General features: G+C 46.4%; 18 protein-coding genes and 1 riboswitch. Of the genes, 12 read left to right on the top strand and 6 right to left on the bottom strand.

The genetic code is table 11. From position 1 onward, the window contains the following. The first annotated feature begins 7 nt into the window (after nt 1-7). From nirD to JC525_RS04490, 9 genes are all read left to right on the top strand, one after another. Nucleotides 8-379: a nitrite reductase small subunit NirD gene (nirD, locus tag JC525_RS04530; RefSeq protein WP_198814731.1), complete on the top strand. Its 372-nt coding sequence runs from the start codon at nt 8-10 to the stop codon at nt 377-379. Nucleotides 380-437: 58 nt separating this feature from the next. Further along, the gene (locus tag JC525_RS04525) at nt 438-3,287 is read left to right on the top strand and encodes a nitrate reductase (protein WP_198814730.1); all 2,850 of its coding nucleotides are present in this window, start codon (nt 438-440) and stop codon (nt 3,285-3,287) included. Nucleotides 3,288-3,299: 12 nt separating this feature from the next. After that, complete coding sequence (gene cobA, locus JC525_RS04520; RefSeq protein ID WP_198814729.1) at nt 3,300-4,283, top strand: uroporphyrinogen-III C-methyltransferase; 984 nt, start codon at nt 3,300-3,302, stop codon at nt 4,281-4,283. After that, entirely contained in the window at nt 4,267-5,256 is a 990-nt protein-coding gene (locus JC525_RS04515; RefSeq protein WP_198814728.1) for a glycosyl transferase family protein, read from the top strand. The genes cobA and JC525_RS04515 overlap by 17 nt, the downstream gene beginning before the upstream one ends. A gap of 170 nt (nt 5,257-5,426) precedes the next feature. Beyond that, nucleotides 5,427-6,743: a PAS domain-containing methyl-accepting chemotaxis protein gene (locus JC525_RS04510; protein ID WP_198814727.1), complete on the top strand. Its 1,317-nt coding sequence runs from the start codon at nt 5,427-5,429 to the stop codon at nt 6,741-6,743. Between the two features lie 677 nt (nt 6,744-7,420). Then, nucleotides 7,421-8,830: a CmpA/NrtA family ABC transporter substrate-binding protein gene (locus JC525_RS04505; protein ID WP_198814726.1), complete on the top strand. Its 1,410-nt coding sequence runs from the start codon at nt 7,421-7,423 to the stop codon at nt 8,828-8,830. A gap of 85 nt (nt 8,831-8,915) precedes the next feature. Then, nucleotides 8,916-9,911, top strand: coding sequence for an ABC transporter permease (locus JC525_RS04500; RefSeq protein ID WP_233094976.1), 996 nt, complete (start codon nt 8,916-8,918; stop codon nt 9,909-9,911). A gap of 16 nt (nt 9,912-9,927) precedes the next feature. After that, a complete protein-coding gene (locus JC525_RS04495; RefSeq protein ID WP_198814725.1) occupies nt 9,928-10,803 on the top strand; it encodes an ABC transporter ATP-binding protein in 876 nt (291 codons plus the stop codon). 129 nt (nt 10,804-10,932) lie between these two features. Further along, nucleotides 10,933-12,153 (top strand): alginate export family protein, encoded by a 1,221-nt coding sequence (locus JC525_RS04490; protein ID WP_198814724.1) that lies wholly within the window; start codon nt 10,933-10,935, stop codon nt 12,151-12,153. Between the two features lie 70 nt (nt 12,154-12,223). Here the strand turns inward: JC525_RS04490 and JC525_RS04485 are convergent, their stop codons facing one another. The 5 genes from JC525_RS04485 to ccoG form a co-directional block, all read right to left on the bottom strand. Then, nucleotides 12,224-12,814, bottom strand: coding sequence for an HD domain-containing protein (locus JC525_RS04485; RefSeq protein WP_198814723.1), 591 nt, complete (start codon nt 12,812-12,814; stop codon nt 12,224-12,226). A 76-nt stretch (nt 12,815-12,890) separates the two neighbouring features. Next, a complete protein-coding gene (locus JC525_RS04480) occupies nt 12,891-13,523 on the bottom strand; it encodes a thiol:disulfide interchange protein DsbA/DsbL (protein WP_198814722.1) in 633 nt (210 codons plus the stop codon). Between the two features lie 434 nt (nt 13,524-13,957). Further along, entirely contained in the window at nt 13,958-15,880 is a 1,923-nt protein-coding gene (locus tag JC525_RS04475) for a TonB-dependent receptor plug domain-containing protein (protein ID WP_198814721.1), read from the bottom strand. Between the two features lie 93 nt (nt 15,881-15,973). Then, nucleotides 15,974-16,234: riboswitch (cobalamin riboswitch) on the bottom strand. Nucleotides 16,235-16,413: 179 nt separating this feature from the next. Continuing rightward, nucleotides 16,414-17,397 (bottom strand): serine/threonine protein kinase, encoded by a 984-nt coding sequence (locus JC525_RS04470; RefSeq protein ID WP_198814720.1) that lies wholly within the window; start codon nt 17,395-17,397, stop codon nt 16,414-16,416. Next, on the bottom strand, nt 17,394-18,824 hold the full coding sequence (gene ccoG, locus JC525_RS04465; RefSeq protein ID WP_198814719.1) for a cytochrome c oxidase accessory protein CcoG: 1,431 nt from the start codon (nt 18,822-18,824) through the stop codon (nt 17,394-17,396). Before ccoG ends, JC525_RS04470 begins: the two co-directional genes overlap by 4 nt. A gap of 439 nt (nt 18,825-19,263) precedes the next feature. On the opposite strand from ccoG, the gene JC525_RS04460 reads away from it, so the two are divergent. Together JC525_RS04460 and JC525_RS04455 are read left to right on the top strand one after the other, a co-directional pair. After that, nucleotides 19,264-19,635 (top strand): hypothetical protein, encoded by a 372-nt coding sequence (locus tag JC525_RS04460; RefSeq protein ID WP_198814718.1) that lies wholly within the window; start codon nt 19,264-19,266, stop codon nt 19,633-19,635. Nucleotides 19,636-19,745: 110 nt separating this feature from the next. Continuing rightward, complete coding sequence (locus JC525_RS04455; RefSeq protein WP_198814717.1) at nt 19,746-20,291, top strand: DUF3016 domain-containing protein; 546 nt, start codon at nt 19,746-19,748, stop codon at nt 20,289-20,291. 204 nt (nt 20,292-20,495) lie between these two features. Here JC525_RS04455 and JC525_RS04450 read toward each other — a convergent pair whose 3' ends face one another. Beyond that, entirely contained in the window at nt 20,496-22,256 is a 1,761-nt protein-coding gene (locus JC525_RS04450) for an acyl-CoA dehydrogenase family protein (protein WP_198814716.1), read from the bottom strand. Between the two features lie 223 nt (nt 22,257-22,479). Here JC525_RS04450 and JC525_RS04445 point away from each other — a divergent pair, with 223 nt between their 5' ends. Further along, entirely contained in the window at nt 22,480-23,322 is an 843-nt protein-coding gene (locus JC525_RS04445) for an SDR family NAD(P)-dependent oxidoreductase (protein ID WP_233094975.1), read from the top strand. The last annotated feature ends 77 nt before the right edge of the window (nt 23,323-23,399 follow it).

Genomic DNA, 23,399 nt, shown 5'->3' with positions numbered 1-23,399 from the left:
ACATTTGATGTCAGCAGCGCCAAATCTTTTAGCTTCAGGGCAAGATATTCAGCAATGGCACCTAGTGTGCGAAACACGGGACTTAGTAAAAAATAGCGGCGTTTGCGCCCTGGTAGAGTCTCGGCAAATCGCGATTTTTTGTTTATGTGTCAAAGGGGAAACCCAGGTTTTTGCGATAAGTAATTACGACCCCATTGGCAAGGCCAACGTGCTATATCGCGGGCTTTTGGGGTCAATTGGCGGCGCCCCGGTAGTTGCGTCTCCTTTATACAAGGAGCATTACTTTTTAGAAAGCGGGCTATGTAAGGAATACGATGATATATCGGTTACCACTTACCCAGTAAAAGTAGAAGGTGAAAAGGTTTTCATTGGCATTTAAGCGGTACGCTGCATACAGAAGGCGTTTACAAAGCAGAGAAAACGAAAAAGGTAATGATATGAATATGGCTACTCCACAACCCGATATTATGTCTGAACAGTTAAGACAAACAACATGCCCTTATTGCGGCGTGGGTTGTGGCGTAGATATCAGTTGCAACGTAAGTAAGCGTGCCGTAACCCTGGACACTGTTAAGGGCACGCCCGAGCATCCCGCCAATTTTGGTAGATTGTGCGTTAAAGGAACAAACCTGCTTGAAACGAACGATCTTAATGGGCGTTTGCTTCACCCAACCATGGCAGGTAAATCGGTGGATTGGGACACGGCCACCGATGTGATTGCGGATAAGATCGCCTCTACTATTGCGCAGTATGGCGCGGATGCCGTTGCTTTTTATGTGTCAGGTCAGCTACTGACCGAAGACTATTACATTGCCAACAAATTAATGAAGGGCTACATCGGCAGTGCCAATATTGATACTAACTCACGCCTTTGCATGTCTTCAGCCGTGGCTGCCTACAAGCGTGCATTCGGCGAAGACGTGGTGCCATGCGATTATACTGATCTGGAATGTACAGACTTACTGGTGATCACTGGCAGTAACGCGGCGTGGGCACATCCTGTACTCTTTCAGCGTATTCAGCGTGCAAAGCTCAAAAACCCGCTCATGAAGGTGGTGGTCATAGACCCACGCAAAACCGAAACCTGTACCATTGCCGACCTTCACCTAGCAATAAAACCGGGTAGTGATGTGGCACTATTTAATGGCCTGCTACGCTTTGCTAATAAGCAGGGAAGGGTAAACAAGGCAAGCGTTGGAAGGTTTGCCGACGGTTTAGATGAAGCTTTAGAAAGTGCGAGCGCGTCGACGCTTAGCGAAGTCGCCAAGATTTGCGATGTCGACGCTAGCTGCGTGAAAACCTTTTATGAGATTTTTTGCCAAGCGGCTCGGGCTATTACCTTCTATTCAATGGGGGTGAACCAATCGTCAGCGGGCGTAGATAAAGCGCAAGCCATTATAAACTGCCATTTAGCCACCGATTTAATTGCAAAAGAAGGCTGCGGACCTTTCTCAATTACAGGCCAGCCCAATGCCATGGGAGGCCGTGAAGTAGGCGGGTTAGCAAATATGCTTGCCGCACATATGGACCTTGAAAACCCTGAGCATATCAACGCGGTAAAAACGTATTGGAACGCGCCAGTTATGCCTAAAGGGCAGGGGCTTAAGGCTGTTGACCTCTTTAACGCCATTGAAAGGGGTAAAGTAAAATTCGTTTGGATAATGGGCACTAACCCTGTAGTAAGTATGCCCAACCGCGCTCAAGTCGAGCGCGCACTATCAAAGTGCGACATGGTGGTGGTGTCTGACATCGTGGAATCTAACGACACATTGAAATACGCCCACATCGCCCTTCCGGCAACGGGGTGGTCTGAAAAAGATGGAACGGTGACCAACTCAGAGCGCCGTATATCACGTCAGCGGGGCATCTTACCCCCGCCAGGCAGTGCAAAACACGATTGGCAAATTATGTGTGACGTAGCGGTTAAAATGGGCTTTGCTGAGGCATTTAATTTTACCCATCCATCGCAAATTTTTTGCGAATACGCAGGGTTAACCGGTTATCAAAATAATGGGCAACGCCAGCTGGACCTATCGCCTTTACAAAATATTACTCAGGCGCAATATGATGCCATGTCGCCTTTACAGTGGCCATTTACAACATCTGATGAGTTGCAAGGTATGCAAGGGCTTAACAGTAAGCGACCCTTTGCCGATAAACAGTTCTCTACGCCTAACGGTAAAGCCAAGCTTATTCCCGTTGTATTTAAAGCACCACAGCAACAAACGTCGAAGCTGTTCCCGTTTGTGGTAAACAGCGGTCGAGCGCGAGACCAGTGGCATACCATGACGCGCACGGGCAAAGCAGCAAAGTTACTGGCTCATATGCCAAGAGCTTACGTGTATATCAACCCTAAAGACACTGCCGCATTGGGCGTTGAAAATGGCGCTCTTGTTTCTCTTTCAAGTGCAGTATGTAATGACGCCCCTGTTATCTACCCGGTTAAAGCGGATACGGATATGCGCGAAGGGGAAGTGTTCATTCCCATCCATTGGTCGGCGCAATGGGGTTCTCATAGCAAGCTAGGCGCGCTTTACGACAGCGCGGTTGACCCTATTTCAGGTCAACCTGAGTTAAAACACGCTGCAGTGGCCATCGCACCTGTTCATTTCGCTACGTATGGCAAGCTCTTTATTTCATCGGCTATGCAATCAACACACACTGCCGAGATCGGCCCCTTTAATGAAGACGCGCTAAAGCATGTTTGTCATTACTGGAGTAAAACACCGCTTGAACGCACAGATGCCTCTGCAGATATAAGTCGGTCGGATGCAGCACTATCAGTGTTGAATGTTGCTTCGAACAATAGCCGTCGAGACTTTACACAGAGTTTGATACCTCTGCTGCCGCAAAATGCGGTGCTACTGCAGTTTCATCATCTTACATACTCAGTATGCCTCGCCCTTGTGGATGACATACTTTGCTTCGCTGCGTTTTTAGGCGATGAGCCAGAAAAAGCGACAAGGGCACTGGCACCGGCACATATAGAAAACACAGGGTCAGTGCCTAACTCTTGGCTTGCTAGCCTCTTAAATACGCCTATTTCCACTGGCATACAGCGAAACTTATTACGAGGCCAAGTCGACGACGCATTTTTAAATGGTGATGTCGTTTGCAGCTGCTTCGAAGTGCGTGAAAAAACGATTACTCATGCCATCGAAGAAGGTTGTAGTTCGGTAGTAGCGCTTGGTAAAGCGTTAAAGTGTGGTACGAATTGCGGCTCGTGCAAGCCGGCCTTGTCTAAGCTTATAGACAAGCATTTAGTCATAGAAACCCAATCTGTTTAGGAGCGTTAAATTATGTCAATAGCATCTAGTTGGTCTTTTCCGTTTTTGCGCACCCTATTCAAACAGCAGAAACCTATGTTTAACCTTCCTTATCGCGATGCTATTGCAACGAGGTCCTCGGCCACAACCACACGCCAGCATCCCGCTAATGATAAAACTTCAGCTAAGCATTCATACCTAAACAAGTGGTTTACGTCAGCAAACAGACAAAGTGAACATCATAAACAAGGGCAGGTGTTCATTGTGGGGGCTGGCCCAGGCGATGCCGAGTTACTTACTTTGAAAGCACTTCGACTATTGCAGCAAGCCGATGTCGTGCTTTTCGATGCATTAGTCAGCGAAGATATTCTTGCGCTAATTCCCTCTAAAGTGGTGAAAGAATATGTAGGGAAACGCTGTAAAAAGCATAGCTTTACCCAAGATGAAATTTGCAAGCGGGTGGTTGAGTTGGCAAGCAAAGGGCACAGGGTTGTGCGGTTAAAAGGAGGCGACCCAGCGCTATTTGCAAGAACTTGTGAAGAAACTGATGCGCTAACAAAAGCCAACATTCCTTTTGCTATTGTGCCCGGTATTACTGCTGCGTCAGGTGTATCTGCGTATACCGGAATTCCTTTAACTGACAGACGCTGTGCTCAGTCAGTGAGTTTTATGACCGCACATTTTAAAGACGCAGAGCTATGGCCTGAAATGGCATCGATGGCAGAAAATGTTTTAAAGCAAACTATGGTGGTTTATATGGGGCTAAGCCGGCTAGAAGGACTTTGCAAAGGTTTGTCACAGCATAAGGTGCCATGCGCATGGCCAGTAGCGGCTATCGAAAACGCTACGTCCCCTCAACAACGCGTCATTACTGGTGTGCTAGAGGATATTCATAGCAAAGTTAAGGCAGCAAACTTAACGGGTCCCACGTTACTTATTTTTGGAAAGGTGGTAGAGTCTCGTCAACAGGTAAACACACTTCTACTAAATTCATCCGAGCATGCAGCAACCATTTAGCGAATACATAAAAATTATTGGCAAGGGCCAAAAAAGGGGACGTAGCCTTACCCGAGATGAAGCTTATCATGCTATGAAAATGGTGTTGGCTAACGCAGTGACAGGTGACCAACGGGGTGCATTTCTCATGTTGCTTCGCACCCGTGAAGAGACGCCGGAAGAAGTCATTGGCTTTGTTGATGCGTGCAGAGAGCTGATAGAGCCAGAGGTAAAAACACTCACCCCCACGTTAGATATTGGCTGTTATGCAGGCAAACGCCGTCAATTGCCTTGGTATTTACTCGCGGTAGCGGTACTGGCCAAAAACGGCTATTCCGTTATGCTTCACGGCGCTCATGAGCCGGGTTCGGGTCGTCTTTATGCAAGCATTGCGCTACCCACGTTGGGTCTTCCTGAGGTGGACAGCATTGCTGACGCAAAACTGCAGCTTGCTGATAAAGGGGTAACCTATCTCGATTTGTCGTACCTGTTACCCGCCCTTGATACCATCATTAAACTGCGAGAAGTGTTTGGTCTTCGCTCTTGTGCTAATACCCTTGCGAGGCTATTAAACCCCACCGCGGCGCAGTATTGCGTGCAGGGCGTTTATCATATGCACCTTGACCACAAGCATTGTCGCGTTAATGAAAACTATCCTTCTATTGACGCCCTATGCTTTCGAGGCGATGGTGGCGACCCTGAAGTAAATGGCGAACGAGAAACCGAGCTTTTCATTACCCGAAATGGCGAAACAAAAGCAATGATAATGCCGGTGGTTGCCGCTAAATGGGCCCTTAAAGACAAAGACATGAACGTGAGTGACATGCTCGATGTGTGGGCCGGTAGGAAAAATAGCGTTTACGGTGAACAAGCAATCTTAAGTACGCTTGCCAGCTACTTGGTACTCTTACAAAGCTGTGACGTTGCCGATGCATTGCGCCAAGCAAGACTGCTCTGGTCTCAGCGTGATGTTACGCGTCAACCCTTTGCGTGACCGCATTGACTCACTCAACACGCGTTGAGTGAGAATCTAGCAAGGCAACCTTTTGTATAATTAATTTTTTCTAGTACCTCTGCTATCTTTAACTAATCCCTTCTCAAACTAACATCGTGTTCCACATATCAATGGGGCATGGCTAAGGTGTGGCGTGTCAGGAGCGCAGAATGTTTTTTAAGAACAAAGAATTACTTGCAGAAAACCAAAGGTTGCTGAAAGAGTTGTCTGCCTATAAAACGGTTCAAGAGGAATTACGGGAAGAAATGCTCTTCATTGAGCTAGATTCAAGCGGTCGAATTCGTGGTTTAAACGATTTGTGTGAGCAAGCAATGGGATATCGTGCCGTTGATATCGAAGGGAAAACATTAGATAACCTAATACCGGCAACGTCAAAAAATAAAGGCGATGTACAAAACATGCTAGGAGCGATAAAAACCCATCGTCATTGGCATGGCGCCATGAATTTTTTAAACGCGAAAGGCGAAGAAATGTGGGTGAGGGGAATTTTGCAACCCGTTGATGATGCGTTTGGAAACGTGGGTTACATTGCGCTTTATATGGCGGAGCAAACGCGAAACATAACCGAGAGTAGGGAGCAAAGAGATATGATAGCCGCGCTCCATCGCTCATCTGCCGTTATCGAGTTTAAACTCGACGGCACTATTATAAAGGCCAACGAAAATTTTCTTAAAGGAATGGGGTACTCACTCGATCAAATTGTAGGTAAACACCATCGGATTTTTTGTACGCAAGAGGAAGCAAACTCAGACCAATATAAACAGTTTTGGCGCGACTTATCACAAGGTAAGCTAGAGTCAGGTCGTTTTAAACGAGTAGATAGTCGGGGTCACGATGTGTGGCTTGAGGCTTCCTATAATCCCATTCGCAATGAAAACGGCAAGCTCTACAAAGTGGTGAAATTTGCCACTGTAATAACGGAACAAATGGAAAGAGAATTTGCTATTTCTGAAGCGGCCAACGTGGCTTATACCATATCGCAAAATACCGGTGAACAAGCTCATAGAGGCAGCGAAGTGCTCAATGCTACTGTGAAAGCAATGAATGAGCTTACGACGCAAATGGGGAGTGCAAGCGAGGGAATTAAAGACCTTGATGAGCAGTCTCAAAAAGTCGCTGATTTGGTTAAGAGTATTAGCGGTATTGCAGATCAAACCAATCTACTTGCCCTAAACGCGGCTATTGAAGCGGCTCGCGCGGGCGACCAAGGTCGAGGGTTTGCTGTGGTTGCTGATGAAGTAAGGCAGTTGGCCTCACGGACAAGTAGTGCAACGGAAGAAATAGTCAACGTAGTGATGGAAAATAGAAAACTCACGGAAAATGCGGTTCAGCTTATTGAAGCTGGACAAGACAAAGCGCGCGAAGCATTAGAGTACTCAACACAATCTGGGCATGCCATGGGAGAGATTCAAAGCGGCGCAAACGAGGTCGTTAATGCCATCGGCCAGTTCACTAAACGCTTATAGAATAAAGCGCATGTTAAACTCGCCCGTCGGGAAGGTCTGGCATGCTTCCTGGCTTCGTTCTGGGAACTTGAAAGGGAACCGCCATTCCTGCATTCCCACGCTTCGCTAGAAAACTTGCCCGCGCCTTCTGAGTGGGCAATTATCTATGCGGATTGGTATTGCCTATTCGCACCATGGTTGAACAACACCACCGTTTTGGTGCATCAAAATATAAATCAGTTTCTTTCTGCAACCTGTGAATCTGTTTCTTTTTCCTTATTTATCAATGTTTTGAATTTTTGGCACGTTGGCTGCTAAATAAACCGTGCAACAGCAAGGTTGCCATATTAGGCAGCAAGTGCGACACGCGTGTTGTAACACCGTGTAAAGCACAGCATTAACCATAGTGTGAATAAGAAAGATAATTAGGAATCAGTGGAGAGCAGTAAGGAAGCGCCATCTTCTCCGGCATTTATGGAAAATGATAATAACAATAATAAAAGATGGTTTTTTAAGCTAAAGCTTTAAATCAACCTCCCTTTAAGATGAGGTGTGTGAGCGGGAATTCCTGACTTACCAACAACAACTTGATGCGTTAGTAATGACTCCGATGTTACTAACACGGCAACGAAGCCCACCATGCTAGACAGTTAAATGTCGATAGCTGGTGGGTTTTTTTTTGGCTACGAGGAACACGTATGACTGAGTTAAAGACAACATCACTATTTGAACGCTTAAGAACAGCGAGTGCGAGCGTTTGTGCTGCACTTGTCGTCTCTGTAGCAATGTTTGCAACATCTGTTTCAGCACAAACCACCGCGCTAGGTTGGCCTGAGAAAGAGGAACTGAAGTTTGGGTTTATTAAACTGACGGATATGGCTCCGCTTGCAGTGGCGTATGAAAAAGGCTTTTTTGAAGATGAAGGGCTATACGTCACCTTAGAAGCGCAAGCTAATTGGAAAGTGTTGCTTGACCGTGTTATTGACGGCCAATTAGATGGCGCTCACATGTTAGCGGGTCAGCCATTAGGAGCGACTATCGGCTTTGGCACAGAATCCCATATTGTGACGGCCTTTAGTATGGACCTTAACGGTAACGGTATTACCGTATCAAACGAAATTTGGGAGAAAATGAAGGCCCATATACCTCAGGAAAACGGCAAGCCAGTACATCCAATTAAAGCTGACTATTTAAAACCTGTGATTGATGAATACCGCAATGCTGGGAAATCTTTCAATATGGGTATGGTATTTCCTGTGTCTACCCATAACTACGAGTTGCGCTATTGGCTAGCGGCAGGTGGCATTCACCCAGGCTACTACGCACCGCATAAAGGTGATACTGCGGGTCAAATCGATGCGCAAGCGCTGCTGTCGGTCACACCGCCTCCGCAGATGCCAGCGACCATGGAGGCAGGGACTATCTATGGCTACTGTGTCGGCGAGCCATGGAACCAACAGGCGGTATTCAAAGGTATTGGCGTCCCTGTGATCACCGATTACGAAATTTGGAAAAATAACCCTGAAAAAGTATTTGGCGTAAGCCAAGGCTGGGCTGAAAAATACCCTAATACCCACATCCGCGTCGTTAAAGCATTAATACGTGCAGCAATGTGGCTGGATGAAAACAACAATGCAAATCGCCCTGAAGCGGTAAAAATTCTTGCTAAAAGCAACTATGTAGGTGCCGACGAAGACGTACTGGCTAATAGTATGACCGGCACTTTTGAATATGAAAAGGGCGACAAGCGTGAAGTCCCGGATTTCAACGTATTCTTCCGCTACAACGCCACGTACCCTTACTACAGCGATGCGATTTGGTATCTCACTCAAATGCGTCGCTGGGGCCAAATTTCAGAAGCAAAGTCTGACGACTGGTACAAAGAAACCGCGAAAAAAGTCTACAAACCCGAAGTCTATGCTCAGGCTGCTAAAGCGCTAATCGCTGAGGGCAAAGCTAAAGCATCCGATTTCCCTGAGTTTGGAACGGAGACAGGCTATAAGCCACCTCAGAGTGAATTTATTGATGGCGTGACGTTTGATGGAAGTCAACCTAACGCTTACTTAGAGCAATTTGACATTGGTCTTAAGGGCGACACTGTTCTGTAGGTGTCTCGTAAAATAGCCCCGTCGATTTTGATGAAGGCGGGGTACTCACAATACGTTAATGCATATTAAGTGTCAGGAGCAAGCAATGAGCAAGATGACAACCATTCTTCGTCTTCCAACGTCGTCGTCAAACGCCAACTCTGTGTTGAGTCGTTTATATCAATCCACGCCTGCGTTGTTGCTGCCTGTAATCGGCTTGCTGATGTTTTTGGCCATTTGGAATGGCGTTGCAAAAAGTATCGACACGTCGTTAGGGCAATTTCCGGGGCCTGCACAAGTTTTTGAGCAAGCCGGTGTCTTGATTGACGAACACACCGCTCAACGCGAAAAGGCAGATGCGTTTTACCAGCGTCAGGAAGAGAGAAATGCCGCGCGTGCGGCACAGGACCCGACATATCAGCCAAAGATCAGAGAGTTTACCGGTGCGCCTACGTTTTTTGATCAAATATGGACAAGCCTGTACACCGTTATGGTTGGCTTTTTTATCGCATCGGTAGTGGCGGTCCCTGTGGGTATTGTGTGTGGGTTAAGCAAATCGGCATACACGGCGATAAACCCGCTTATTCAATTGTTTAAACCCGTTTCGCCGCTAGCATGGTTGCCGTTAGTTACTATGGTAGTCAGTGCGCTTTATGTCAGCGAGGACCCAGCCTTTTCAAAGTCTTTCATCACTTCTGCCTTCACCGTGTCACTTTGCTGCTTGTGGCCCACGCTTATTAACACGGCGGTAGGTGTTTCAAATATAGACAAAGATCTTATCAACGTGAGTAAAGTGTTGCGCCTTACCCCTTTTGCACACCTAACAAAGATAGTGCTGCCGTCTTCCATTCCTATGATTTTTACTGGGCTTCGATTGTCGCTTGGCATTGGCTGGATGGTACTTATCGCTGCAGAAATGCTTGCTCAAAACCCAGGGTTAGGAAAGTTTGTGTGGGATGAGTTTCAAAACGGCAGTTCAGAGTCCTTAGCCAGAATCATGGTTGCAGTGCTTACTATTGGGGCAATTGGGTTTGTTTTGGACCGTTTAATGTTATCGATTCAGCGCGCGGTAAGCTGGGATAAGTCGAGCGTATTACGCTAAGTTTGAGGAGAAATTTATGCACACTAAACACTTAGAGTTAGAACAGGTTGGTATCGACTTCCCAACACCGAAGGGGCCATTTACTGCGCTTCAAGATGTGAATTTAAAAATCAGTAAAGGTGAATTTGTGTCGCTGATTGGCCATTCGGGCTGCGGCAAATCGACGGTATTAAATATCATCGCTGGTTTGCATCAGGCTACTTCTGGTGGCGTAATTTTAGACGGTGCTGAAGTAAAGCAACCGGGGCCTGAGCGTGCCGTAGTATTTCAAAATCACTCATTATTGCCTTGGCTTACGGTTTATAAGAACGTTGAGCTGGCCGTTAAATCGACCATGCGTGGCAAGAGCAAAAGTGAAATGCGCGAATGGATCATGCATAACTTAGAACTTGTGCACATGACCCACGCCCTCGACAAACTGCCCAGTGAAATCTCTGGGGGGATGAAACAGCGAGTGGGCATTGCCCGTGCGCTGGCTATGGAGCCTAAAGTGTTATTGATGGATGAACCGTTCGGTGCGCTAGACGCATTGACGCGTGCTCACCTTCAAGACTCGCTAATGGAAATTCATGCTGATTTAGGTAACACCGTCATAATGATTACCCACGACGTGGATGAAGCAGTCTTGCTATCTGATCGTATTGTTATGATGAACAATGGCCCAGCAGCCACCATTGGCGAAATTCTAGATATTGAATTACCTCGCCCGCGAGACAGATTGGCACTTGCAGACAATAAACACTACAACCACTACCGACATGAGGTATTAACCTTCCTATACGACAAGCAGAAGAAGGTTGAAACCGTTACTTCACGCGTCAATAACGCGTTATCTAAACCCAGCGGGGTGTCATCTGAAAAAAAAGACGCTAAGAAATCAGATGCTGCCTAGCATTATCGGCATCTGAGAAGGGCGGTAGCTTCACCGCCCACAATCCAAAATTTCACTTTTCAACCGGCATTTTAATGCTGGCTGGGTAAGTGTTGACTAATAAAAAATGAGAACCGATAGGGAATACACATGAACACGTTACAAAAATTAAGCATTAACATGCTAGCAGCATCTGTTATGACAGTATTAGGCAGCAGCGCCATGGCTGCTGATATCCACGCCGCTCTGAGCGACTCAAAGGCATGGGCTGACCTGAATTTGCGCTATGAGTCGGTAGAGCAAGACAACGCATTAAAAGATGCAAGCGCGCTGACCCTGCGTACGCGTTTAGGGTTTAGCTCGGGCAGTGTAAATGGGTTCTCATTTACCGCTGAAGTTGAGGACAGCCGAATTGTACTCGGGCAGGATGAGTTTACCGTCGGGCCTACGGGCTTTAATGTAGGTGAATATTCGGTGATCGCCGACCCTGAAACCACCGAAGTTGACCAAGCATTTATTCAATATAAAACGGATAATTTCACAGCTAGAGTAGGGCGCCAAGTTATTACGCTAGATGACCATCGATTTGTTGGTCACGTTGGCTGGAGGCAAGACCGTCAGACCTTCGACGCCGTAAGCGCTAAATATGCGGCAACGGACAATCTAGCGCTTTTCTACAGCTATCTGTACAAGCGCAACCGTATTTTTGCAGAAGCAGCCGATTTAGATTCAAAAGACCATATTCTTCACGCAACCTATACATCTAAGATTGGTAAATTTGTCGCCTATGCCTATTTGTTAGAAGTCGATAACGATACAAACAATGCACTCGATACTTATGGTGTGAGCTACGATGGGAAGATGAAAGGCGATAGTGTTAGTTGGGCTTATGGTGGTGAATTGGCTACTCAATCAAGCGAAGCGGGCGCGGGAGAAACTGCCACCGACTTCGATGCGTCTTATGTAAATGCATACCTAGCAGCAACGTTTTCTGGCGTAACGGCGAAAGTTGATTACGAAATATTGGGCTCTGACGATGGGCTGTACGGCTTCGCAACGCCCCTCGCTACCCTGCACAAATTCAACGGTTGGACCGATCAGTTTTTGGGTACGCCAGCGCAGGGCTTAAAGGACCTTAAGTTTTCACTATCTGGTGGTTTAGCCGGTGGTAAGTGGTTATTGGCCTACCACGACTTTACAGCTGATGACAGCAGCAATGGCGTTGACGATTTAGGTAGCGAGATTAACGTGCAATATACCAAGAAATTTGCAGGTAAATACGATTTCGGTATTAAGTTCGGTACTTACGATGCGGGCGATATAAAAGTGGATACCAACAGCTTCTGGATGTGGATTGGTACGCGCTTTTAATCGCTAGACGCGTCGATTTATAGATACCGCATAGCGTAATAGCTAAACCAAACTTGGGTTGGCTGAGTCGTTATTGACTTAGCCAACCTTTTTCAACGGCTATATCTAGCTGCTGCATAACGTAGTCCCATAGGGCTGGTGCGCAAGATTTTAAATGGGCATTACGCTTTTCAATTTTCTCTCTCGCGATTCCGTGCCGCTTCCAGCTACCGCCATTGTCTTTCATATTTTGAAACACGGGAAGTACACGGTCCATCGCTTTAGCAAACTCAGCATCGGCGGTTTCCGCTGCTTCAAACTCAAGCCACAACTCGAGCATGTCACTATCGAGTGGATTTGGCAGCAAACCAAAAATACGCTTAGCGGCAGCAAGCTCTTTCTCTGCTTGTTCGTTGTGGTCGGTTTGGTGACTGAAAGCGAACATATCGCCAGCGTCTATTTCAACGATATCGTGAATAAGGATCATGCGAATAACCCGAGCAACATCAATAGGTTTAGCGGCATACTGGCTTAACATGTTTGCCATTAGTGCCACGTGCCAGCTGTGTTCGGCTGAGTTTTCCTGGCGATAGTCATCGCAAGGGAGCGTTATTTGCCTTTTAACGGCTTTTAAATGGTCTAGCTCACATATGAAGTCAGCAAAGTCACTTACTGCGTGCATTGGGTTCTCCAAGACATAAAAATGGGCGCATATGCGCCCATGATGTGTTTAATTGGTGTAGATACGAGTGGCGTAATTACTTTTGCTCTGATAGCCACACGATTAAATCAGCAATGTCATCAAAAGACATGTCAGCGGTGAACGTTGGCTGATATTTACCGTTAATGATGAAGCTTGGCACACCCGTTAGGTGCTCACGGTATTCGTCAATCTGCTGCTGATTTTTACGCAGCATGCTGTTTACGCCGAAGCTTTTTGCCATTTTATCAAACTCTTCACCGTCTACGCCATTTACAACGAAGATGTTACGAAGGTCTTTTAGGCCGGTAATTGACGCGCGCTGTTTGTGAATGTAGTTAAAAATAGCACCGTTCATCGCGTCTTCTTGCTTCATAGCGCGGGCAATAAGCATGGCTTTCGTTGCATCGTCCTGCACTTCAGGGCCAGTAAAACGCATAAAGTTTACGTGCACTTTGTTGAACTTGGTTCCGTCGCTTTTCTTTTCTTTAATTTGCGCAACGATAGGCTCAAACTGGAAGCAGTGAGGGCACCAAAACGAGAAGTACTCAGTAATTACTGGCTTATCTGTGGCTTCTTTATCAAGTACTTTGTAGTGCGTACCTTCTTTCCATTTAGACGCTGGCTCTTGTGCACAGGCCGTTAATGGCAAAAGCATTGCCATGACAAACATTACTGCAAACTTTTTCATGGAATATGATCCTATGTTCAAAAATATTATCGTTGATGAGATTATCACAGCATTGTTCGCTTAACTAGGTTCTGTTGTTCTTCAAAACCTTATACGCGATAAGCTCACCAAAAAACGAGATTCAAAGCCCAGCGTGCTACGCGAATGGCTGCCGTTTCATACAAACTCTTGTAATAACCGGTACGGTGCGAACGCAGATTTCAACGTGTGGGTTAGGTTTTACAGGACGTAAGTGTAAAAGTGCCAAACTGAACAAAAGATGAATTAAGGCGGGTATCAAGGTTTTTTGGGTACTCACGTGGCAACATGACACTTGGCTTACGTGTTTTCAATCGCGCTGGGCTTATGAGTTTTCAATCGCAACCTAGCCTAGCAAAAAATAAAAGGCTATACCGCTGGATATAGCCTTTGTAATTGTGGAAAAGTGGAGTTTCCTACATGCTGTAGTTAACTGACAGGAGCGCCCGGCGCTCTTGACCGGCGTAGCCCACAATATCTTCATAGTCGGTATCAAAGGCATTATCGACCTTTAGTGAAACCTGCCATTTAGCATCAATCTGATAACTAAGGTTGACCGTTGCCAGCGTGTAGGCCGACAGCGCTAGTGTCTGCAATGGCTCAGGGAACGGCGGGAAGAAGGTATCATAGTGGCTACCCGTATAAGCCAGCTTCGTGTACAAGCTGAATGTATCTGTTCCAAAGTCTGTGGTATAGGTGAGTGAGCCTTGATGACGCGCACGGCGAAGTTCTGTGGTGGTAACGCCATTATCTGTTTGCTCTGCGTCTAAATAGCTGTAAGCGGCAGTAATGTTACCGTAGCCACTGTTCCAGTTAAGCTCGACGTCTACCCCTTCACGAGTGCTTTCGCCGTCAATGTTGTCAGCGCTGAATGCGCCAGCGTCTGGAAGGAAAACGAAACCGTTTATCTCATCCTCTAAGTCGGCAGTATAGGCGCTAATCTGACCCGTAACCTTTTTCCAATTAGCTTTAACACCTACTTCCCACTCTTCACTAGTTTCAGGCTCGAGGTTGGGGTTGCCAACGAAACTGGCTGGGAAAAAGCCAAAGCGCTCTGTAAAAGTAGGCGTTTTAACGGCGCTTCCATAGCTGGTAAACAGCGTGTAGTGGTTATTTAATTGCCAGCTTAACCCGCCGCGATAGCTAACCGCATTATCAAACTCACTGTTATTGTCATAACGGGCGCTTAACGTAGCCGTTATAGACTCGGTTAATTGACCGTTAGATTCTGCAAAAACGCTGTACGTATTGTCGTGCTGCTTTTGATTAGGATCGCCAAAATTGACGGGACCGCGCTGGTCGAACAGTCGCTGTAGGTATTCAACGCCGCCAGCAAAATCCCAATTTTTAATGGTGTAAAAGCTTGTCCAATTTAACTCAATACGCTCCCCGGTTGTACCGCCGGCGTCAACGCCTGATTCGGTATTGTCGTTCTCGTCTTTTCGGTAGTGTGCACTTAATGCAGAACGATATTGCGTATTGTTTGGGGCAAACTCCCAGCGTAATTTAGCGCTAAGTTGTGCGCCGTCGGTCACATTATCGGTGTCAGTTGGTAAGCCGGTAACAGCAAAGTCAGTGCCGTCGTAGTCGTTTTCGTAGTGCACGGTACGCAAATTAGCAATTAGCGTATGCTCAGTAGATACAGCGTAGTCAAGGTTAAGACCTGCGGTCATGTTATCGTAACCGTCATCTTCATTGCCTACGCGCGAAACATTATCGCCATCGGTACGGATGTAGCTGGCATAGGCAGACACACCCACATTATCACTTTGAGAGCGGGCATTCATACTGCCTTGTAGCGTGCCTTGTGTCCCTGCCGCCGCAGAGAAATCAACGTGTGACGTATTGGCCGCAAATTGGCCTGACTTTGTTGTGATGCTCAGCACGCCACCAATAGCGCCACTTCCCCAGCGGGCGCTTTGAGGGCCGCGAAGCAGTTCAATACGCACCACATTGGCGCTGGTTAAGTGGGCCAAGTCAACCAGGCTGCCTTGGCCTATATCGTTAGATACAACGCCATCAATTAATATAAGTAAATGGTTGGTTTCGCTTCCGCGAACGCGAACTTCAGCTAAGCCGCCTGGGCTACCTGACTGCGCTAGGCTAACGCCCGGCAAACCGCGAATAAGATCGGTCAGCTGCAGTGCCCCCGAAGCTTCTATGTCGCTTTCGGTGAGTACTGAAACAGAGCCGGGAAGTTTCGTTAACGATATAGGCAAACGCGTTCCGGTTACGGTTAGCGTTTCAATATCTTGGTTGAGAGTTTGAGAGTAAGCGGGTGTGCTTAAGCACGAGAGAACCGCAGCACTTAGCGCTGCTTTATTAAAATATGTACGCATGGTTTTTTTTTAAATTATCTTTGATGCACTCCGCCCGAGCGCATGTTTAAGGGAAGTGTTCTGTTTACTGGTTTATTAACTACAAAAAGCAAACGACACCGTGAGGCACAGGCCGGTATCCGGGCTTACTCACCATCACATTTAAAGTGATAGCTCTTTTGCCTTCCCATCTAATAGTGTTTGCTAGCGCAAAAGCGTGCTCACTTATAAAAGACAGTGGCGTATGAAAAGAAAACGACATAGCGTTGAGTTTACCGTTGCGGGGGCAGCATCAGTTTTCCACTGATTTCCCGTTTAACCCTTGTCGCCGTCGTTAATCTGAGGGAGAAGGGCACCTAAGCGATGCTGATTATAGAGAAAGTGCAATGCGATAGCGAATATGATTTATCACGCCTTTCACCTTGTTATTACTTGTAGTGAATTGCAATAACAAGGCGTAACTGAGCGTTAAAATGGTAACCGTGTCGAACTAACCTGTGGTCAGCATCAGAAAATAATGATGCAGGTGAAACAAAATGCCGCACCTGGCCCATTTAATAGCCAAGCTTCAACGCTGGCTCTTGAAGAGCTGACATTTGTTCTTTTAGGGCGAGAATTTGACCTTCCCAGTATTTGTCTTCTGCAAACCAAGGAAATGCGCGAGGAAAGGCAGGATCTTTCCAGCGTCTAGACAGCCACGCCATATAATGCACCATACGCATAGCGCGAAGGGGTTCGATAAGCACAAGCTGTGTGGTGTCGAAAGAATGAAACTCTTCGTAGGCTTCTACCAGCGTATCTAACTGTAAAAGCTGCTGCTGACGATCTCCACTCAGCATCATCCACAAATCTTGAATAGCAGGCCCCATGCGGCAGTCGTCAAGATCAACAAATGTCGGGCCGTCTCGCCATAAAATATTCCCAGGATGACAATCGCCATGCAAACGAATAGAAGAGGTGGGCTTATACGCTTCTTTGGTGGCAGAAATGACGGGATTTAATATGGCAAAAAATGCGGTTTTTAAATGATCAGGTAGCAACGTACTTTGCTCGAGCACTTGTTTTGGCTCGTTGAGATAGCTTTCAACATCAATGGAAGGGCGAGAAGTAAATGCTTTGGAATGAGCGACACGATGAATGCGACCTATAAAGCGGCCCATCCACTCGAGTTGGTCTAGGTTATCATTTTCAAATTGTCTGCCGCCAACAGAGGGAAACAGCGCAAAGCGGTAGTCGGTCTCACCTACTTTGTGATGGTGCAACGTACTGCCGTTTATGGCAATAGGCGCGGCCAAGGGAATTTCATTCTCTATAAGTTCTTGAGCAAACTCATGCTCTTCGCTGATTTGAGTGTCGCTCCAGCGGCCTGGGCGATAGAACTTGGCAACGTAACGCTTGCCATCTTCGGCAAGAAATTGGTAAACCCGGTTTTCATAACTGTTAAGCGCTAACAAGCCGCTTTGAAGAAAAATGCCCTGGCTTTCCAGGGCATCTAATATGGTATCTGGGCTAAGCCCAGAGAAAGAAAAATCTGTCATCGATAAAGGAACTTCGTTGGTTCATCAACCGTAACCGTTTCCCCATCAATTGTGGAGGTTACACTGATAAAAATATCGGTAACCGTATCTTCCAGATTATAGGCGTCAGTTGCAACTGAAATCGGCGTACTGTAGACCGCACCTCCAGAAACTGTCACCTGTTGCTCACCAATGTATTGATAATCCGGTAGGCCTTTCACAGTAATCGAGTAGGTTTGCGTTTGCTGAGTTTTGTTGAGCACCTTGATGGTATAAACATTTTCAATAAGACCCTCGTTGGTCTCGCGGTACAATGAATTCCTGTCGCGAATAATGTCTACTTCCGTCGGGCTACGCATCCAGATGTTGGCAACCAGCAATCCTGTCATGACCAAAAGCACAACAAAATAACCTACCAATTTGGGGCGAATAATGTGAGTCTTACCTCCAGCCAATTCTTCTTCGGATGTGAAACTAATGAGCCCTTTGGGGTAGCCCATTTTATCCATAACACCGTTACAAGCATCCACACATGCGCCACAGTTAATGCACTCATACTGAAGGCCATTGCGTATATCGATACCGGTTGGGCATACCTGTACGCACAAGTTACAGTCGATACAGTCGCCTAAACCTTTCTCTTGCACCTGTTCGTGACTAAGTTTACGAGGTCGAGGACCGCGCTGCTCACCCCGTTTTGCGTTGTATGAAACGGTAAAGGTGTCTTTGTCGAACATGGCCGACTGGAAGCGCGCGTAAGGGCAAATGTGTGTACACATGATTTCTCGCATATAACCCGCATTACCATAAGTACAAACCGCGAAAAATATAACGGAAAAACCAGCCCAAAAACCGGTGTTGAAGGTTACAAAGTCAATAAACAGTGCATCAATTGGCGTAAAGTAGCCAACAAAGGTTAATGCCGTTAAAAGTGCGACTAACACCCATGCGGTATGCTTTGCCGTTTTGCGTATAAACTTATCGGCATCCATTTTGCGGGCATCAAGCGCGATGCGTTTATTTCGTGGGCCTTCGAACTTCTCCTCGAACCAAGTATAAATATAAACCCACGTTGTTTGCGGGCACATAAAGCCGCACCAGACTCGACCAGCAAACGTGGTAACAAAAAAGAGGGCGAAGGCAGAAACAATAAATATGTAGGCCAGTAGCGTAAGGTCTTGGGGCCATAGGGTAAGCGAAAAAATCGTAAAACGCTGCTCGCCAATATCAAGAAGCACTGCCTGATGGCCGTTGTACTGAATCCACGGAATAACGGCGAAAAGGGCCAGAAAAAAGAGCCCAAAGAATCGTCTGAAGGTTTCAAGTGGGCCTTGAACTGCACGGACATAGATACGGCTGCGAGAGTCGTGGCGTTTGCCCTCAGTGGCTCCTTTGGGCTTATGTACCTTTACCGGTGTAACGGTCTTTACCGGTATTTGTTCATTCATAGCTTAACCTTATATGATGTAGCGAACTGCCAGCGCAGTATAACGTGGTTCACACCATCATCTTTAACATAGATCAATAATGCGGCGTATGGTGAATCTTTTTGAACTTTCAGTCAATACTGAAAGTTTCGAAAGGTGCCCGGATGTAACGCTGTATTTCTTTGACTTAACTATCAGTGTCAACATAGCAATACAGTAAGCTAGCGTCAGGCACTTCTTGTCGTTTAGCATACATGAGTATAGTTCGCAGTATTTACAATTAACCAGGCATCACTCTACTATCTTTAACATTAATATGGTCAATGACTGACCCCATCGTGTACAGTGAAGGTTTATGAAAGCCGAAGTTGGTGAAAGCTTTGATTAAGAGCCGCTTCGCAAATTGCAGAAACATTGGCGCTATTTGTCGTAAACGTCCATCGAAGCTAGCTGAGAAGTCATGTTAAGGTTTTTTATCATAGCCGCTGAGATCATTGTTTTGATCTTAGTTTTGCGCTCTCCTTTTGTTCAGTATCTGTTTGAAGATATCCAAAATACCGTGTCCGATTGGCTGGTATCAATTTCTACCCTTGCCGAACGTGAAGAACTGGCTAGTTTGCAGAAAGAAATCAACGAGAAGCTTAGCCCTTTAAAACCTTATCAGCAAAGCTACATTCAACAAATTACCGCCGACACAGCAAGCGTTAAGCGGTTTTATAACACCTACTGTGAAAATGATGACATAAACCCTAATTTTTCGGGAACTAAAAGGGCTCAACTCTGCCTAACCATAAAGCAGTCGCCAGTTATGCAGGTCGCAAAGCGAAATTAGTCTAGTTAAATGCATTAGCCTTTTCGTCATGCGCCAGTAGTGAATTGAGTAAACGATTTCACATTGCTTGCTAACTCACGGTTTAATCGACTGAACTTAGGAGCATAAAAGTGAATAAACTACGTACTTTTTCTTGTTTGAGCTGCGTAGCAGCAGTTGGACTACTTGCTGTTTTTGCTCCCACACAAGCGGCAGAGGTTAAGATTACGTGGGAAGAGCCAGAGTCTTATAGCGACATCAGGCCCACGAATGAGTCCCGCAAACGCTTTCGGGAACGTACGCTTGAAGAGCTTGAATCGCACATAGTTGAACTCGCTAAAGACTTGCCTGAATCGCAGGTGTTGTCTATGACGGTAACCAATGTTGATTTGGCTGGACAAGTTTGGCCAAGTCAATTCGTTGGCTTTGGTAACGGAGCTGGAAGTGATGTTCGCATCATAAAGCGTATCGACATACCGCGCATGACGTTTAGTTACACGCTCACAGACGCTGACGGACAGGTAGTTGTGAGTGGCGAAGAGGTCAAACTTAAAGATATGGACTTTATGGAGTCGAACATTCGTCGCAATCGCACAGAATCATTGTCTTATGAAAAAGCGATGCTTAACGATTGGTTTTCAGATACGTTTGCAACGCAAGTTGCAGCAACACATTAAGCTTTCTTGAGCTAAGGTTGCTCTAAACGAGAGATATCGCAAACTTGTCAAAGGTACGCTCATAAAGTACTGATTGAAATGCTAGCGATAGCGAAGGATGTTCATCCTGCAGTAACTATTAAAAAGGTCACGTTAACGTGACCTTTCTTGCGTTAGGCCCATCAACTGTGGGCCTCTAACGATTTACGATCGACCATTTCGTTATTATAAATAGTCGAACTCGTTTCCTGAAATAGCAAGGGTACTGTCTGGTCCTGCTTTATACGCCGCTTTGTGAGCATCGCGACGTACAAGTATCCGTTCCATATAAAAATCCCGAGTTTTCAGTTTCGATGAAGCAAGTACCGCGTTTTCTGAGTGCTGTGCTTTATCAGCCATGCTGTACCATAGCACCCCAATAAGTGAGTAAGCACTGTAGGCGAGATAGTCACAGGCGGCCGATGCGGCGGTAGTTGCATCCATACCGAGACAATCAGCCGAGGAAGCGCGCCAGTCGTCCAGAATTCCCTGGGCCAAGTTCTTTGCTTCACTATCTTGAATATCGTCAACAAGGGCACAGAATGCATTGTAGGTTGCTTCCATCATTTGGCCGCCATCACGAGTTAATTTACGGCCGATGAGATCTAGCGCCTGAATACCGTTAGTGCCTTCATAAAGCATCGCAATGCGCACATCTCGCATTAACTGCTCCATACCCCACTCGCGAATAAATCCATGCCCACCGAATACCTGTACGCCTAGGCTGGTGGTTTCAAGGCCCATATCAGTCATGAACGCTTTACAAATTGGCGTCAAAAACTGAAGTATCTTTTCAGCATCTTCTTTTTCTTGGCCTTCAGTGTGTTTCTCAACGTCCATAAATTTGGCATAGAACAGTGACAGAGCACGACAGCCTTCAATCAGTGACTTCTGAGTGAGCAGCATGCGCGCTACATCGGGCTGAAATACGATAGGATCTGCTTTACCATCCGGGTTCTGAATGCCTTGTGGCGCACGAGATTGAACACGTTCGCGGGCATACGTCAGCGCACCTTGATAAGAGGCTTCAGCGGCACCTAGACCTTGTAAGCCTACTTGGAAACGCGCGTCGTTCATCATAGTAAACATACAGGCTAAGCCCTGGTTCTCTTCGCCAACAAGATAGCCAGTAGCACCGTCAAAATTCATCACGCAGGTTGGGCTCGCCTTGATACCCATTTTATGTTCTATACTTCCCACTGACAGGCTATTTGCTTCACCTGGTTCATTGTTTGTGTCGGGTAAAAACTTGGGCACTAAGAACAAGCTTATCCCTTTTACGCCTTTCGGCGCATCAGGTAGGCGTGCTAATACAAGGTGGATAACGTTAGCGCTCCAATCGTGATCGCCAGCGGTGATAAATATTTTGTTGCCAGTTACTTTGTAGCTGCCGTCGCCTTGTGGTTCGGCTTTCGTGCTAAGTAAGCTTAAATCCGTACCTGCGTGTGGTTCAGTCAGGTTCATCGTGCCTGTCCACTCACCGCTAATAAGCTTAGCAAGATAGATATCTTTAAACTCTTTACTGGCGTGCTTTGTTACCGCAAGGGTTGCACTTTCCGTAAGCATGGTCGTTAGACGCCAGCTTAGGTTGGCGGCATTAAGCATTTCATGAACCGGAACAGCCATGGTGTAAGGCAAATCTTGACCATCGTATTCAGCTGAGCCTAACATGGCATTCCAGCCATTAGCCACATATTCCTGGTAGGCATCTGCAAACCCTTTAGGGGTGGTTACTTTGCCGTTTTCTAGTTTACAACCTTCTTCGTCACCTTCACGGTTTAAAGGGGCAACTACGTCTAACGCAAACTTAGCACCCTGAGCAATAATTTCATTCGCCAATTCGCTATCAAAATCGGCTATGCCAAGCTTTTGGTAATGGGCATCAAGTCCAAGCCAGTCTTTTAATAAAAACTGAAAGTCAGTTGTAGGGGCATGGTACAGAGGCATGGATGACTCCTTTTTCAAACAAGTGTTTTAATTTGGTCTATTATAGTCACAAAAAGCCGAGTCGTAATAGTCCGTTAAAGGAAAGTTAATAATAAATTTGGGTGATAAAAGGCGCCTTAGCCCATCTCGTGTTGCCGTTGGGCTGGGCAAAGTATAGCAATGAAACAACATAGCTAAGTTTACTTGCTTTTATCTTCCTCACTGGCATGCTTACGCCATAGAAATGAAAGTTAGACAAAACGTGGTTTACAACAATATGGCATCAGGTAAGTCGAATAGTACAAACGCGGCAATCAACAGTGCTTTAAATAAAGACGAACGTCATCATCGCCCGGTTTGCATTGTAACTGGTGGGAGTCTTGGGATTGGTTATGCAGTTTGTAAGCTGTTCAGTCAAAACGGTTACAATGTGATTAATCTTGATATCAGAGACTTCGAGCAACCGTTATCTAATTGCCTTTGGAAGCCCTGCGATGTGAGCGTAGTCAGAAACATCGAATCATCAATAAGCGAGGTTCTTGCTGCCTATAAGCGCATAGATGCGCTAGTGTGCAACGCGGGTATACATGTATCAGCTACCATCGAAGACACTGATGAAGCCTTGCTTGATAAAGTCATAAACCTAAATATCAAAGGGGCTTATGGCGCAATAAAATCCTGTTTGCCCACAATGAAAGCACAAGGTAGCGGTGCTATCGTTGTGATGGGCTCTGACCAGTCTTTTGTGGGAAAACGAAACTCATTTGCTTATGGTGTAAGCAAAGGGGCGCTAGCGTCTATGGCGAAAACGACGGCGCTTGATTATGCGACATACAATATTCGCGTAAACGCAGTGTGCCCTGGAACTATTGAAACGCCACTTTTTCACAACGCTATCGACAATTATGTAGCTCGCTCAGGGGCAAATAAGGATGACGTGGTAGCTGAAGAAGCCGCCGCACAGCCCATTGGCCGACTAGGCCAGCCAGACGACGTCGCCGAATTGACGTACTTTTTGTGCAGCAGCAAAGCCTCCTTTATCACGGGAAGTTTATACGCCATTGATGGCGGCTACACCGCGCAATAGTTAAGCGGTGAGTTCGAAAGCAGGTAGAGAGTTCAAGAGCAAACCTTTACCGTGCTTAAGTTTTAACGTTAGGCATA

This window comes from Alteromonas sp. IB21 (genome assembly GCF_016405965.1).
GTDB lineage: Bacteria > Pseudomonadota > Gammaproteobacteria > Enterobacterales > Alteromonadaceae > Alteromonas.
The sequence above is the reverse complement of the archived record's forward strand: the minus strand, read 5'-3'. Positions and strand labels throughout refer to the sequence as shown.